The sequence below is a fragment of the Streptomyces sp. NPDC040405 genome (assembly GCF_055595765.1).
This window is the reverse complement of record NZ_JBVIVI010000008.1, coordinates 282,743-297,288: the sequence shown is the minus strand read 5'-3', so window position 1 is coordinate 297,288 and position 14,546 is coordinate 282,743. Positions and strand designations below refer to the sequence as shown.

General features: G+C 71.6%; 13 protein-coding genes. 11 read left to right on the top strand and 2 right to left on the bottom strand.

What is annotated here, in order from left to right:
* Window positions 1-127 precede the first annotated feature (127 nt).
* From ACZ59A_RS30365 to ACZ59A_RS30320, 10 genes are all read left to right on the top strand, one after another.
* Window positions 128-1,231: a MerR family transcriptional regulator gene (locus ACZ59A_RS30365; protein WP_470965023.1), complete on the top strand. Its 1,104-nt coding sequence runs from the start codon at window positions 128-130 to the stop codon at window positions 1,229-1,231.
* A 145-nt stretch (window positions 1,232-1,376) separates the two neighbouring features.
* Complete coding sequence (locus tag ACZ59A_RS30360) at window positions 1,377-3,308, top strand: glycoside hydrolase family 127 protein (RefSeq protein ID WP_470965020.1); 1,932 nt, start codon at window positions 1,377-1,379, stop codon at window positions 3,306-3,308.
* Between the two features lie 93 nt (window positions 3,309-3,401).
* Window positions 3,402-3,650 (top strand): SGM_3592 family protein, encoded by a 249-nt coding sequence (locus ACZ59A_RS30355; RefSeq protein ID WP_470965017.1) that lies wholly within the window; start codon window positions 3,402-3,404, stop codon window positions 3,648-3,650.
* A 160-nt stretch (window positions 3,651-3,810) separates the two neighbouring features.
* Window positions 3,811-4,608, top strand: a complete 798-nt coding sequence (locus ACZ59A_RS30350) for an ABC transporter substrate-binding protein (RefSeq protein ID WP_470965014.1) — start codon at window positions 3,811-3,813, stop codon at window positions 4,606-4,608.
* Window positions 4,609-4,611: 3 nt separating this feature from the next.
* On the top strand, window positions 4,612-5,397 hold the full coding sequence (locus tag ACZ59A_RS30345; protein WP_470965011.1) for an amino acid ABC transporter permease: 786 nt from the start codon (window positions 4,612-4,614) through the stop codon (window positions 5,395-5,397).
* Window positions 5,398-5,403: 6 nt separating this feature from the next.
* A complete protein-coding gene (locus ACZ59A_RS30340; RefSeq protein WP_470965008.1) occupies window positions 5,404-6,186 on the top strand; it encodes an amino acid ABC transporter ATP-binding protein in 783 nt (260 codons plus the stop codon).
* A gap of 154 nt (window positions 6,187-6,340) precedes the next feature.
* Window positions 6,341-7,195: a hypothetical protein gene (locus tag ACZ59A_RS30335; RefSeq protein ID WP_470965005.1), complete on the top strand. Its 855-nt coding sequence runs from the start codon at window positions 6,341-6,343 to the stop codon at window positions 7,193-7,195.
* A gap of 139 nt (window positions 7,196-7,334) precedes the next feature.
* Entirely contained in the window at window positions 7,335-8,378 is a 1,044-nt protein-coding gene (locus ACZ59A_RS30330) for a LacI family DNA-binding transcriptional regulator (RefSeq protein WP_470965002.1), read from the top strand.
* Window positions 8,379-8,490: 112 nt separating this feature from the next.
* Window positions 8,491-9,459, top strand: coding sequence for an acetylxylan esterase (locus ACZ59A_RS30325; protein ID WP_470964999.1), 969 nt, complete (start codon window positions 8,491-8,493; stop codon window positions 9,457-9,459).
* 97 nt (window positions 9,460-9,556) lie between these two features.
* A complete protein-coding gene (locus tag ACZ59A_RS30320; protein WP_470964996.1) occupies window positions 9,557-10,696 on the top strand; it encodes a CaiB/BaiF CoA transferase family protein in 1,140 nt (379 codons plus the stop codon).
* Between the two features lie 48 nt (window positions 10,697-10,744).
* Here the strand turns inward: ACZ59A_RS30320 and ACZ59A_RS30315 are convergent, their stop codons facing one another.
* Window positions 10,745-12,565, bottom strand: coding sequence for an ABC transporter ATP-binding protein (locus ACZ59A_RS30315; RefSeq protein ID WP_470964993.1), 1,821 nt, complete (start codon window positions 12,563-12,565; stop codon window positions 10,745-10,747).
* 92 nt (window positions 12,566-12,657) lie between these two features.
* On the opposite strand from ACZ59A_RS30315, the gene ACZ59A_RS30310 reads away from it, so the two are divergent.
* Window positions 12,658-13,098, top strand: coding sequence for a MarR family winged helix-turn-helix transcriptional regulator (locus tag ACZ59A_RS30310; protein WP_468050181.1), 441 nt, complete (start codon window positions 12,658-12,660; stop codon window positions 13,096-13,098).
* A gap of 18 nt (window positions 13,099-13,116) precedes the next feature.
* Here the strand turns inward: ACZ59A_RS30310 and ACZ59A_RS30305 are convergent, their stop codons facing one another.
* A complete protein-coding gene (locus tag ACZ59A_RS30305; protein ID WP_470964990.1) occupies window positions 13,117-14,523 on the bottom strand; it encodes a cation:dicarboxylate symporter family transporter in 1,407 nt (468 codons plus the stop codon).
* Between the last annotated feature and the right edge of the window lie 23 nt (window positions 14,524-14,546).

The window sequence follows — 14,546 nt, the reverse complement described above, 5'->3', positions numbered from 1 at the left end:
ATACAGCTGTGAATGTGATCTCTGATTGTTCTTCATTGGCCTTGATTGACGCCGGTTGACCTTCTCCGTAGGGGAAGCTCCAGCATCGTGGTGGCCGGGCGAGGCGCCCGGCGCGAGGAGGGTGACCATGGGACTGCTGACGATCGGCGCGTTCGCGAGGGCATCGAAGCTGTCCCCCAAGGCGCTGCGCCTGTACGACGAACTCGGGCTGCTGCCGCCCGCCCGCGTCGACCCGCACTCCGGCTACCGGCTCTACGACCCGGCGCAGCTGGAGCGGGCCCGGCTGGTGGCCTGGCTGCGGCGGCTGGGGATGCCGCTGGCCCGGATCCGTACCGTGTGCGAGCTGGACCCGGGCGCGGCGGCGCGGGAGGTCCGCGCGTACTGGGCGCGAGTCGAGGCCGACACGGCGGCCCGGCGCGACCTGGCCGCCTTCCTCGTCAACGAGCTGTCACAGCTGTCGCAGCTGTCCGGAAAGGACGTCGCCATGTCTTCTGCCCACCGCACCCTGGGAGTCCGCTACGCGGTGCTCTCCGACCGCGGCTCGGTCCGGGAACGCAACGAGGACTCCGGATACGCCGGTCCGCGGCTGCTCGCCGTCGCCGACGGCTTCGGCGGCGGCCGCCACGCGAGCGAGGCGGCGATCGAGGCGCTCAAGCCGCTGGAGGCCGAGGTTCCGGGGGCCGAGCTGCTGAGTGCCCTGGAGGAGGCGGCGCGCCGGGCGCACGCCTCGGTGCGCGAACTGGCCGCGTCCGACCCCGCGCTGCGCGACGTCGGGACGACGCTGACCGCGATGGTGTGGTCCGGTTCCCGGCTGGGGCTGGTGCACATCGGCGATTCGCGGGCGTATCTGCTGCGCGGCGGCGAGCTGTTCCAGATCACCCACGACCACACGGTGGTGCAGTCGCTGATCGACGAGGGGCGCATGTCCGTAGCGGAGGCCGCGTCCCACCCCCAGCGGGCGCTGCTGCTGCGGGCCGTGGGCGGCGGGGCGGCGTTCGAACCCGATCTGGCGCTGCGGGACGCCCTCGCCGGTGACCGGTATCTGCTGTGCTCGGACGGGCTCAGCGGGGTGGTGGCCGCGGAGGAGATCCGGCGCGTGCTGGGCTCGGTGGCCGATCCGGGAAAGGCGGCGCTCGAACTCATCGCCCTCGCCAACCGCGCGGGCGGGCCCGACAACGTCACGTGCGGCGTGGCCCATGTGGTGGACGGGACGGAGCTGCCCGCCGCCTGACGTTCCGTCGCCTCTTCGCAGGGACCTCGGTCGCCCCTCCTGACTCCGGCGCCGAAGTGCAGTGGAATGGGCCACATGGCGCGTGCGGCTCACCAGGTCGTGGAAGGCATGGCCGCCACGGAACGTACGGGTAAGGGGTAGGCAGATGTCCGTAGGACCGATCCGGCTCTCGCAGGATGCGCACACCGCTCTCCGGCCGCCCGTCAAGGCCCGCATCACCGGAGGGTTCTGGGCCGCGAAGCGGCGCGTCAACGCCGAGGTCAGCGTGGCGCAGGGGCCGGGGAGACTGGAGGAGGCGGGCAACCTGGCCAATCTGCGGGCCGCCGCCGGGACGGCGGAGGAGGGGTTCACGGGGGACTTTCCGTTCCAGGACTCCGATGTGCACAAGTGGCTAGAGGCCGCGTCCTGGCAGCTCGCCGAGGAGCCCGGCGGCCCGGCCGCCGGGGAGCTGGCCGGGCAGGTGGCGCGGCTGGCGGCCCTGGTGTCGGACGCTCAGGACGCGGATGGCTATCTGCAGACGTACTACCAGGCCAGGCCGGATGCCCGGCGGTGGACGGAGCTGCACTGGGGGCACGAGCTGTACTGCGCGGGCCATCTCCTCCAGGCCGCCGTCGCGCATCGGCGGGCCACCGGCGAGGACGGACTGCTCGGCGTGGCGGTGCGGTTCGCCGATCACATCGACGCGGTCTTCGGCCCGGGCAAGGCCGTGGACGCGGTGTGCGGGCATCCGGAGATCGAGACGGCGCTGGTCGAGCTGTACCGGGAGACCGGCGAGCGGCGCTATCTCGATCTGGCCGGGTACTTCGTGGACCGGCGCGGTGCGGGCACCCTCGGCGACGGCCCGCCGGAGGGCGCGACGGGCCCCCGCCCCGGGGCGCCCTACTGGCAGGACCACGTCCCGGTGCGGGACGCGAGGGCGGTCGCCGGGCATGCGGTGCGCCAGCTGTATCTGCTGGCCGGGGCCGCGGACCTGGCGGCCGAGACCGGCGACCGGGAGCTTGTGGAGGCGCTGGTGCGGCTGTGGGAGGACATGGCCGCCACCAAGACCTATGTGACGGGCGGGGTGGGCTCCCGGCACGATCTGGAGTCCTTCGGCGACGCTCACGAACTCCCGCCGGACCGGGCGTACGCGGAGACCTGCGCGGCCATCGCCGCCATCCAGTTCAGCTGGCGGATGGCGCTGCTCACGGGGGACGCCCGCTACAGCGACCTGATCGAACGGACCCTGTTCAACGGCTTCGCGTCCGGGGTCTCGCTGGACGGTGAGCGCTGGCTGTACGTGAATCCGCTTCAGGTCAGGGACGGCCGTACGCAGACGCACAGCGACCAGGAGGCGCGGCGGACGCCCTGGTTCCGCTGCGCCTGCTGCCCGCCCAATGTGATGCGGCTGCTGGCCTCGCTGCCGCACTACATGGCGAGCGGTGACGCCGGGGGCCTGCAGCTGCACCAGTACGCGTCGGGGGTGTACGCGGCGGGCGGCGGGGCGGTGCGCGTGGGCACCGGCTACCCGTGGGAGGGCCGGATCGCGGTCGTCGTGGACGAGGCTCCCGCAGAGGCGGACTGGACGCTGTCGCTGCGCATCCCGCAGTGGGCCGAACGGTACGAGGCGACGGTCGGCGGCGAGCCGGTGACGGCCCGCACGGAGGGAGGCTGGCTGCGGCTGCGGCGCCGCTGGCGGCCGGGCGAGACCGTGGTCCTGACGCTGCCGATGGCGCCCCGGCTGACCCGCCCCGATCCGCGGGTGGACGCGGTGCGCGGCTGCGCCGCGATCGAGCACGGACCGCTGGTGTACTGCCTGGAACAGCCGGATCAGCCCGCCGGGCTGCGGCTGGACGGCATCACGCTCGACACGGGCACCGGGCTGATCGCCGAGCACCGGCCGCGGCTGCTGGGCGGAGTGACCGTGATCATGGCCCGGGCGCTGTGCCGGACGGCCACGCCCGACGGCTGGTGGCCGTACCCGCGCACCGGGGGCCACGCCGGAAGCGTGGGCGACCCGGTGCGCGTCACCGCGATCCCCTATTACGCCTGGGCGAACCGGGAGGCCGGACCGATGCGCGTCTGGATCCCCGCGTAGCGCCCGCCGGAACTCGGCGGGCGTCCTGCGCGTTTTCCGCTGCAGGAACACGCTTCGTGCCCGAGCGGCACACCGGCGGACGGGAGGTGCCCCTTGAGCACCGGCTCCACAGACCGGGGGGACGACGCGGGCGGCACGGACGGCGCGGACGACTGGGACGACGTCGTTCTCGACGAGGACTTCGTCCGGGGCGCCGACGTCACCGAGCCTGCCGCGCGCACGCGCGTGCTGACCGCGCGCTGGCGGCGGCGCGGTGCGCCCGAGCCCCAGCCCTGGCGGGCGGACGAGCCGCCGGCGGGCTGGTTCTGGAGCAAGCGCCGCAGGCGGCGACGGCGGCGCTAGCGGATCTCTCCCGGGGCGGGGCGGCGACCGGCTTCCCGGCCGTTATGCGCTCGCAACGCACCCGGCGGGGTCACGGTGGCACGGAGAGTGGCAGGATGCGGGCCGACGTACTGATCACGTGTCCCGTGGGGTCGTTCGCCGACCACGTCCCGGAGGTGCCGTGTCCGCTCGCTCCGCGCTGCCCGCCTTAGCCACCGCCACCGCTGCCGTGCTGCTCATCGGCGGCTGTACCAGCACCGAACCGTCGGCCTCCGGCGGCCAGGACATCAGCCTGGTGACGTCCGGGAAGCTGACCACCTGCACGCATCTGCCCTATCCGCCCTTCCAGTCACGGCAGGGCAAGAAGATCGTCGGCTTCGACGTGGATCTGGTCGATCTCGTCGCCTCGGAGCTGAAGGTGAAGCAGGAGATCGTGGACACGCCCTTCGAGGGCATCCAGTCCGGTGAGGACCTCAACACCAGCACCTGCGATGTCGCCGCGGCCGGGATGACGATCAACGCCGTCCGCGAGAAGAACCTGGACTTCTCCCGCCCCTACTTCGAGGCCACGCAGGCGCTGCTCACCCGGAAGGGCAAGCCGTACCGGGCCCTCGGCGACCTCAAGGGCAAGCGGCTGGCGGTCCAGCAGGGGACCACCGGGGAGACCTACGCCCAGAAGCGGGCCGTGGGCGCCACCCTGGTCCAGTTCGAGGACCTCGGGCTGCTGGTGTCCGCGGTCAAGACCGGACAGGTCGCGGCGGGGATCAACGACAACGGAGTGCTGTACGACTTCGTCAAGGACAACCCGGACACCGAGGTGACGGCCGAGTTCAGCACCGGCGAGAAGTACGGCATCGCCGTACGCACCGGCAACGACGCCCTGCGCAAGAAGATCAACAAGGTGCTGGGGGACGCCAGGGCGGACGGCCGCTACAGCAAGATCTACCGGAAGTGGTTCGGCACCGCGCCCAGGAAGTGAGCTATGGCCATCACCCGTCGGCAGCGGGCGCGGGCGGTACGGACGGTGCAGTACGCCGTGCTCGCCGCCGTGCTGCTCGTCATCGTCCTGGCCGCGGACTGGGGTGAACTGCGCCGCGCGTTCTTCGACGCGGGCGTCGCCCGGTCCCTGTTCCCCGACATCATCACCACCGCCCTGGTCAACACCGTCGTCTACACGCTGCTCGGCTTCGGTTTCGGGCTCGTGGCCGGGCTGGTGCTCGCGCTGATGCGGCTCTCGCGGGTGCCGCCGTACCGATGGCTGTCGGTGGCGTACATCGAGTTCTTCCGCGGCGTACCGGCGCTGCTGGTCTTCATCGCGCTGGGCTTCGGGGTGCCGCTCGCCTTCCAGGTGGCGCTGGACCGGTATGTCACGGTCATGCTGGCGCTCGGTCTGGTCGGGGCCGCGTACATGGCGGAGACGATCCGGGCGGGCATCCGGGCCGTGCCCAAGGGGCAGATGGAGGCGGCGCGTTCACTGGGCATGTCCCATGGCCGGGCGATGGTCTCGATCATCATCCCGCAGGCGTTCCGGATCGTGCTGCCGCCGCTGACCAACGAACTGATCCTGCTGACCAAGGACTCGTCCCTGGTCTATCTGCTCGGGCTCTCCCTGGACCAGTACGAACTGTCCAAGTTCGGCCGGGACGCGCTCAATCAGCACCGCAGTCTCACCCCGATCCTGGTCGCCGGGCTGTGCTACCTGCTCATCACGGTTCCGCTGGGCCAGTTGGTCCGGTGGCTCGAAGCCCGTACCGCGAAGGCGAGGTGAGGACCCGTGATCCGGATCCGGGGGCTGCACAAGTCCTTCGGCGGGCTGGAGGTGCTGAAGGGCATCGACCTCGCGGTGGAACGGGGCGAAGTGGTCTGTGTCATCGGGCCGTCCGGCTCCGGCAAGTCGACCCTGCTGCGCTGTGTGAACCTGCTGGAGGAGCCGACGTCGGGCTCGGTGACCGTGGGCGGGAGCGAGGTCACCGATCCGGACGTGGACATCGACCGGATGCGGCGGCGGATCGGCATGGTGTTCCAGGCGTTCAACCTCTTCCCGCATCTGACGGCGCTGGAGAATCTGACCGTCCCCCAGCGGCGGGTGCTGCGCCGCGACAAAGCCGAGGCGGCGCGGATCGGCCGGGACACGCTGCGCCGCGTGGGCCTGACCGGCAAGGAGACCGCCTATCCGGCGCAGCTGTCGGGCGGACAGCAGCAGCGGGTGGCGATCGCGCGGGCGCTGGTGATGGATCCGGAGCTGATGCTGTTCGACGAGCCGACGTCGGCCCTCGACCCCGAGCTGGTCGGGGATGTGCTCGCCGTCATGCGGGCGCTGGCCGACGAGGGGATGACGATGCTGGTCGTCACGCATGAGATGAGCTTCGCGCGGGAGGTCGCGGACCGGGTGGTGTTCATGGACGACGGGGCGATCGTGGAGGAGGGCGGTCCGGAGCAGGTGGTGGGCGCGCCACGGCATCCCCGGACCCAGGCGTTCCTCACCCGGGTGCTGGACCCGGCCGCGGCCCGGGTGGTCCCGGACGACGGTCCGCGGGACGCCCGTACCGGCCGCTGAGCACACCGCGTTTTGTCAGTCCGCGCGTATTCGGGGCGGGACGGCAACTTTCCGGGCCCCGGGGGCCACTGGAGGGTGCGGGCGGCGTTCCCGTACGGCCACTCCCTGGCGCGAGCGCCGCCCGCTCCCGTTCCCCACACGGAAGAGAGCCGCCATGCGCGCACGAAGACTTCGCGGATTACGCGCCCTCCTGACCGCCACCGCGGCCGGGGCGCTGTCCCTCATCGGATTCACCGCACCCGCCGACGCCGCCGGGACGGGCGCGTCGGACACCTGGAATCCGCCGAGCAATCTCGTCCAGCCGCTGAACGAGGTCTGGCGGCACGTCGAGTCCACCTATCCCGACCTGTACGGCTTCAAGAACTACGGCTGGGATCAGGTGATGGCCAACAAGGGCAGCCTGAACTACTGCGTCCGCTGGGAATCCGACCAGCCGGTCACGGCGCAGCTACGCGACCAGATCCACACGGCGCTCAAGCGCCAGTCGAAGAAGTGGATCGACCAGGTCGCGGGATTCGAGAACTTCCCGTACAAGGAGGTCCCGGTCAAGATCGTCGGCTGGGCGGTCAAGAACCGCTCCACGCTGCAGTGGAGTGACAACTCGGTCGACATCTACACCGGTCTGGACGGCGGCGGCGCTCCGCAGTGCGCCCCGGACTGCGGCCGCTTCTTCCACCAGGACGGCAACTACTCCAAGTGCCCCGGTGGCGCGGCGCGCCACTACGACCAGTCGCTGTGGCTGACCAAGGGCTTCGGCGGCGGCGCGGGCGGCGACTGGGGACAGCGCATCGGCAGTGAATACATGCTGGGCACGCTGAACCAGGACAACATCCACATCCTGCTCCACGAGATCGGGCACACCTACGGTCTGGACGACTTCTACGACTGGACCCCGACCGGCGTGGGCGGATTCCTCATGCAGGCGGGAACCGCCGATCACATCACGGAATTCGACAAGTGGATGTACCGGGACTTCTGGCGCCATCTGAAGAACCGCTACGGCCTGTAGCCGCCGCGGACTCAAGGGTTGGGTGCGCCGCCGCCTCAATTCCCGGGTCTTCCCGTCGGAGTTGAGGCGGCCTTACTGTAGTAACCGGTTTCTGCCCGGTCGGTATCGCGCTTGGGCGGGTTCGGGAAGGGGTATCTCGATGGCGCGTTCCCCGGGATCGACGGGTCCTACGCTGGCGGTCATCGCCCGCGAGGCAGGGGTTTCGGTGCCGACCGCTTCGAAGGTGGTCAACGGCCGCGAGGATGTGGCGCCCGACACCCGCCGCCGGGTCAGCGAGGTCCTGGACCGCCTGGGGTACGTCCGCAAACCGCGCCCGGAGGCGCCCCGGCCGCCCGCCCTGGTCGATCTGGTGGTGCGTTCGCTGGACGGCGCACGGTCGGGCGCGGTGCTGCACGGTGTGGAGGCGGCGGCGCACGACGCGGGGCTCGAGGTGGTGGTGTCGGCCGGGCTGCCGCGCGCCCGCGACGGGCAGCCCGAGCGGGGCTGGCTGGACAAGCTGTGCGCCCGGGGCAGTTCCGGGGTGCTGTTCCATCTCGCGGAGCTGACGTCCGCCCAGTACGCCTGGCTCGATGAGCACCGGGTTCCGTTCGTGCTGATCGATCCCGGGCCGGTGCCGCCGCCGGGCGTGCCGTCCGTGGGCGCCGCCGACTGGCAGGGCGGGGTGAGCGCGACCGAGCATCTGCTCGGGCTGGGGCACCGGCGGATCGCGGTGATCGGCGGATACCGGAGTCATGTGGGCAACGGTGGGCGGGTGGCCGGGTTCCGCTCGGCGATGGCCGCGGCCGGGCTGCGGGTGCCGCCCTCGTACGTACGCCACGGCGACTTCCGGGAGGCCGGTGCGTACCAGCGGATGACGGAGCTGCTGGAGCTGCCCGAACCACCGACGGCGGTGTTCGTGTGCTCCGACCCGATGGCGCTCGGCGCGTACCGGGCGCTGCGGGAGCGGGGGTTGCGGATGCCGGAGGACGTCAGCGTGGTGGGCTTCGACGATCTGCCGCAGGCCCGCTGGACCACACCGGCGCTCACCACGGTCCGTCAGCCGCTGTCGGAGATGGCGGCGACGGCGCTGCGGACCCTGCTGCGGCTGCGGGCGGGCGAGGTTCCGGAGGGGATGCGGACCGAGCTGTCCACCCGGCTGATCGTCCGTTCCAGTACCGCTCCCCCGGCCCCTTCTTCCTCTTGACCGAGAAGTCGAACGCTGATCGGATGTCCGAACGACCCATAGGGTCCGCGCATCACTCGTACCACGTTGCCCCTGGCCGTCGCCGTACCGATTCTCCGGAGGTCTTCGCCCCGTGTTCGTCGATCTGCCCCTGGACCAGCTGCGCACGTACCAGCCCCCGCTGCCCGAGCCGGACGGCTTCGACGCCTTCTGGGAGCGCACCCTCGCCGAGGCCCGCACCACGGACCTGGACGCGGTCTTCACCGAGACCGACGCGGGCCTGGCCCGGCTGCACACCTACGACGTGGAGTTCTCCGGGTTCGGCGGGCACCGGATACGCGGCTGGCTGCTGGCCCCGCGCGAGGCCGCGGGCCCGCTGCCGTGCGTGGTGCAGTACATCGGCTACAGCGGCGGCCGGGCGTTGCCGCACAACTGGCTGCTGTGGCCGTCGGTGGGCTACGCGGTCTTCGTCATGGACACCCGCGGGCAGGGCTGGGGCCAGCACTCCCCCGGCGCCACCCCCGATCCGGCGGGCGGCACCGGGCCCGAGGCGCCGGGCAAGATGACGCAGGGAATCCTCTCCCCGGACGACTACTACTACCGGCGGCTGTACACCGACGCCGTGCGCGCGGTGGAGGCCGCCCGCACGCATCCGCTGGTCGACTCGGGCCGGATCGTCGTCAGCGGCGGCAGCCAGGGCGGCGGCATGGCGCTGGCGGCTGCCGGACTGGTGCCGGATCTGACCGCGGCGCTGGTGGACGTGCCGTTCATGACGCACATCCGGCGGGCCGTCGAGATCACCGACGCCGATCCGTACGGCGAGCTGGTCCGCTTCTGCGCCGGTCAGCGCGATCTCACCGAGCGGGTCTTCGCGACCCTCGACCACTTCGACGGCCTCAACTTCGCGGCCCGGGCCACCGCGCCCGCGCTCTTCTCGACCGCCCTGCGCGACCCCGTCACCCCGACCTCGTGCGGCTTCGCCGCGTACCACCACTACGCGGGAGAGAAGGAGCTGAAGGTGTGGACCTTCAACGGCCACGAGGGCGGCGGCCCCCACCAGCAGGCCGAGCAGATCGCCTACCTGCGCGGGCTCCTCGGCTGACGCCGGAGCCGCTCGGCTGAACCCGGCGCGGTGAGCGGCGTTCGGCAGCCGCTCACCGCGGGGAAGACAGGGGCTACCCGTACCGAAGGAGTCGCCCATGCCCGCACAGCCCCTGAACGGCATCACCGTCGTCGCCCTCGAACAGGCCGTCGCCGCCCCGTTCGCCACCCGCCAGCTCGCCGATCTCGGCGCGCGGGTCATCAAGGTGGAGCGGCCGGGGCGGGGCGACTTCGCCCGGGAGTACGACCGTGAGGTCAAGGGCATGTCGGCGTACTTCGTCTGGGTCAACCGCGGCAAGGAGAGCGTCGTCCTCGACGTGAAGGACGCCGCGGACCGGGCCCTGCTCGACCGACTCCTGGCCCGTAGCGACGTGTTCGTGCACAACCTCGGCCCCGGTGCGGTGGACCGGCTCGGGCTCTCGGCGGACGCGCTGCGGGCCGGGCATCCCCGCCTGATCAACTGCGCGATCACCGGCTACGGGGGCCACGGGCCGTACCGGGACAAGAAGGCGTACGACCTGCTCGTCCAGTGCGAGGCGGGGCTGCTGTCGATCACCGGCAGCCCCGAGGAACCCGCCCGCCCCGGTATCTCGATCGCCGATATCGCGGGCGGGATGTACGCGTACACCGGCATCCTCACCGCGCTGTACGAGCGGGAGCGCACCGGCGCGGGGACGGACCTGAGCGTCAGCCTCCTCGACGCGCTGGGCGAGTGGATGGGCCATCCGTACTTCGCGCAGGCCTACGGCGGAGACGGGGTGGTGCGCAGCGGGGCCCGCCATCCGTCGATCTCCCCGTACGGGGCCTACGCTTGCGGCGACGGCGCCCAGGTGTTTCTGAGCGTGCAGAACGACCGCGAGTGGATCGCCTTGTGCGAACGCGTCGTGGGCCGTCCGGAGCTGATCCGCGATCCGCGCTTCGCCGACAACCCGCTGCGCCGCACCCACGACGAGGAGCTCACGGCCGAGCTGGAGCGGACCTTCGCCGACCATACGGCCGACGGCCTGGTGGCCCTGCTGGATGGGGCGGGCATCGCCAATGCCCGGCTGCGGGATGTGGCGGGGCTGGCCGACCATCCGCAGCTGGCCGCCCGGGAGCGATGGGGCGAGTTCGGCTCGCCCGTCGGGCCGCTGCGCGGCCTGCTGCCGCCGGTCGAGGTGGCGGGGCGTCAGGCGGCGCTGCGGCCGGTGCCCGGGCTGGGCGCGCACACGGAGTCGGTGCGCGCCGAGTTCTCCTGACGCCCCCGCACGGGCCGGTGCGCCGGGAGACTCGCTGTGACAGGGGCCTTACGCGGCAGGGACGACGGGCGGCAGCTCGGAGTCGCGCCGCACCAGGGCGGCGTAGCGGCCGTCCTGGACGAGCAGTTCCTCATGGGTGCCCTGCTCGGCGATGCGGCCGCCGTCGAGGACGACGATCCGGTCGGCGTCGCGCACGGTGGAGAGCCGGTGGGCGATGGTGATGGTGGTACGACCGGCCGTCAGGCCGTCGATGGCCTTCTGCACGGCCTGCTCGGTGCGGGTGTCGAGGGCGCTGGTGGCCTCGTCGAGGACGAGGACGGGCGGGTCGCGCAGAATCGTCCGGGCTATGGCCAGCCGCTGCTTCTCACCGCCGGAGAAACGGTATCCCCGCTCCCCCACCAGGGTGTCGTAGCCGTCGGGGAGGGCGGCGATGTGGTCGTGGATCTGGGCTGCCTCGGCCGCCGCGACGATCTCCGCCTCGGTCGCGTCGGGCTTGGCGAAGCGCAGGTTGTCGGCGATCGAGGCATGGAAGAGATAGGTCTCCTGGGAGACGACGCCGACCGCGCGGGCAAGGCTGTCGAAGTCGAGATCCCGGACGTCGACCCCGTCGATCAGCACCCGGCCGCCGGTCACGTCGTACAGCCGGGGCACCAGGTAGCTGAGGGTCGTCTTGCCGGAGCCGGTCGACCCGACGACGGCCAGGCTGCCGCCCGCCGGGATGGTCAGGTCGATGGCGCGCAGGGTCCCCTGCGGCGAGGCCGGGTCCCGGGCGTCGTAGTCGAAGTCGACGCCGTCGAAGCGGACTTCGCCGCGCACCTTCTCCAGCCGCACCGGCCGGTCGGGCTCGGTGATGTCGATCGGCAGGTCGAGGTATTCGAAGATGCGGGCGAAGAGGGCGAGGGAGGTCTGCATGTCCACCCCGGTGGACAGCAGGCTGACGGTGGGCCGGAACAGCCCCTGCTGGAGCGAGACGAAGGCGACCAGGGTGCCGATGGAGACGGCCGGGCCCCCGGTCTGGAGGGCGATTCCGGCGGCCCAGTAGATGACGGCGGGCATGGCCGCCATCACGACGCCGATGGTGGACATGCGCCAGCGGCCCGCCATGCTGGCGCGCACCTCGAGGCCGACCAGGCGCTCGGACTCCCGGGTGAAATCCTGGGTGAGCGAGTCGGAGCGGCCCATGGTGCGGCCGAGCAGGATGCCGCTCACCGACAGCGACTCGGTGACCATCGCGGACATGGCCGCCATCTGCTTCTGGCGCTGTGAAGTGATCTTCTTGCGCTCGTTGCCGACCCGGCGGCTGATCCAGACGAACACCGGCAGCAGGAGCAGCGAGACGACGGTCAGCCGCCAGTCGAGGGCGAGCATGGCGACCACCGTGGCCACGACGCTGGTGAGGTTGGAGACCAGCGAGGTCGCGGTGGAGGTGACGGTGGCCTGCATACTGCCGATGTCATTGGCGATCCGGGACTGCACCTCGCCGGTGCGGGTGCGGGTGAAGAACGCGAGCGGCATGCGCTGCAGCCGGTCGTAGACCGCGGCCCGCAGGTCGTGCATGACGCGCTGGCCGACGGTGGTGGAGATGAGGGTCTGCAGGACGCCGAAGACGCTGTTGACGACGGCGGCCGCGATCATGCCGAGGGCGAGCAGGGTCAGCAGACCGGTGCGCCGCTCGGGGATGGCGTCGTCGAGGATCTCGCGGAGCAGGAACGGCGAGGCGACCGAGACCAGCGCGGAGGCGGCGACCAGCAGCCCGACCAGGGCGAGCCGACCACGGTAGGGACGGAAGAGCCGGAGGATGCGCCGCACTTGCGCGGGCCGCTCCGGATCGGGGACGGATGGCGTCGATGGTGGTGTGTCGTGACGCATGGGCTCCTTCTGATGGCAGACGGCACGGACTTATCGAGGATAGCTCACTGTTACCTATACTCACAATGAACAGGGTCCGATAGACTGCGATCATGTCCACCCCCGAGACATCCGGCCGCCTCGCGGAGCAGCTGCTGCGCCTGACCCGCCGACTGCAGCGTGCCCAGAAGCGCCATATGGAGCCGCTCGGCATCACCCCGGCCCAGGCCCGGCTGCTGCGCACCGTGGCACACCACGACGCGCCGCCGCGGATGGCGGACCTCGCCGAGCGCCTGGAGGTGGTCCCGCGGGCGGTGACCTCGCTGGTGGACGCGCTGGAGGCGCACGGCTCGGTGCGCCGTGCGCCGGATCCGTCCAACCGCCGGGTGGTGCGGATCGAGCTGACCGAGACCGGCCAGTCGACGTTGCGTGCCCTGCGCGAAGCGCGCCGGGCCGCCGCCGAGGACGTGCTGGCACCGCTGAACGATCAGCAGCGGGACGCCCTGGGCGATCTGCTCGACAACCTCTCCGGGCCCCCCGGCAGCCGCTGCTGACGCGGGGGCCCGGAGCGGTCAGCCGTGTGAGGCGGGACCGGCCACGGGCTCGGCCGGGACCGACGCCGGGACGGCCTTCTCAGCGGCCTTCTCACCGGACTCCTCACCCGGCTCGCCGCCCGGCTCGTCACCTGGCTTCTCCCCGGCGAGGACCCGCTTGGCCCGTTCGGTGTCCAGCGCGCCCTCCCACCGTGCGACGGCGAAGACCGCCACACAGTTGCCGAGCAGGTTGGTGGCGACCCGCATCGAGTCCATGATCCGGTCCACCCCGAGCAGCAGCGCGACGGCGGCGGCCGGGATCACCCCGAGGGCCGAGGCCGTCGCCGACAGGGCGAGAAAGGCCGATCCGGGCACGCCCGCCATGCCCTTGCTGGTGAGCATCAGCACGAGGATGACGGTGATCTGCTGGCCGAGGCTCAGGTCGACGCCGACCGCCTGGGCGATGAACAGCGTGCCGATCGACAGATAGATCGACGCACCGTCCAGGTTGAAGGAGTAGCCGGTGGGCAGCACCAGCCCGACCGCGTCCTCGCGGCATCCGGCCGCGCGCAGCTTCTGCATCATGCGCGGCAGCACGCTCTCGCTGGAGGCGGTGCCGAGCGCGAGCAGCATCTCCTCGCGGGTGTACCTGACGAACTTCCACAGGCTCAGCCCGGTGACCAGCTTGAGGGCCACGGCGAGCAGGGCGAGGAAGAGCAGTGCGACGCCGTAGCAGAGCGCGATCAGCTTGCCGTACGTCGACAGGGCGCCCAGCCCGTACTGCCCGACGAGATGGGCCATGGCGCCGAAGACCGCGAGCGGCGCGAGCCTCATGAGGAAGCCGACGACGGTGAAGACGACCTGCTGCGCCTGCTCGATGGCCGGGAGGATCGCGGGCACCTTGGTCTTGCCGAGGTGCAGCACGGCCGCGCCCACCAGGCAGGCCAGCACCAGGACTTGGAGCAGGGAGTTCTCGGCGAAGGCGCCGACGGCGCTGTCCGGCAGCGCGTCCAGCACGAACTGGGACGCCGACGGCAGATGGCCACCGGCGGTCTGGCCGTCCACGGCCGAGCCGTCCAGGGAGGCGGGGTCGACGTGCATACCGGTGCCGGGCCCGACCAGGTTGGCGGCGAGCAGACCGAGGATCAGCGCCGCCGTCGTGGCCACCTCGAACCAGATCAGCGCCTTCAGCCCGATCCGCCCGAACGCCTTCAGATCACCGGCCTTCGCGATGCCCGCGACGACCACACAGAAGACGAGCGGCGCGATGACCGCCTTGATCAGGCGCACAAAGCCGTCACCGAGCGGCTGGACGGCCGTGCCCACGTCCGGCCACAGCTTCCCGACCGCGACTCCGAGCACGAGCGCGCAGGCGACCTGCGTGAACAGCGAGGTGCGCAGCACTCGGCTTGCGCGCCGGACGACAGAGGGTGAGGGGTACGGCACGGAGACTCCTCGGCAGGGATGCC

Bases quoted from the DNA above. Each gene is read 5' to 3' on its own strand.
- ACZ59A_RS30310 (WP_468050181.1), top strand. From the start codon at position 12,658: ATGTCCACCCCCGAGACATCCGGCCGCCTCGCGGAGCAGCTGCTGCGC.
- ACZ59A_RS30335 (WP_470965005.1), top strand. From the start codon at position 6,341: ATGCGCGCACGAAGACTTCGCGGATTACGCGCCCTCCTGACCGCCACC.
- ACZ59A_RS30315 (WP_470964993.1), bottom strand. From the start codon at position 12,565: ATGCGTCACGACACACCACCATCGACGCCATCCGTCCCCGATCCGGAG.
- ACZ59A_RS30345 (WP_470965011.1), top strand. From the start codon at position 4,612: ATGGCCATCACCCGTCGGCAGCGGGCGCGGGCGGTACGGACGGTGCAG.
- ACZ59A_RS30360 (WP_470965020.1), top strand. From the start codon at position 1,377: ATGTCCGTAGGACCGATCCGGCTCTCGCAGGATGCGCACACCGCTCTC.
- ACZ59A_RS30365 (WP_470965023.1), top strand. From the start codon at position 128: ATGGGACTGCTGACGATCGGCGCGTTCGCGAGGGCATCGAAGCTGTCC.
- ACZ59A_RS30320 (WP_470964996.1), top strand. From the start codon at position 9,557: ATGCCCGCACAGCCCCTGAACGGCATCACCGTCGTCGCCCTCGAACAG.
- ACZ59A_RS30330 (WP_470965002.1), top strand. From the start codon at position 7,335: ATGGCGCGTTCCCCGGGATCGACGGGTCCTACGCTGGCGGTCATCGCC.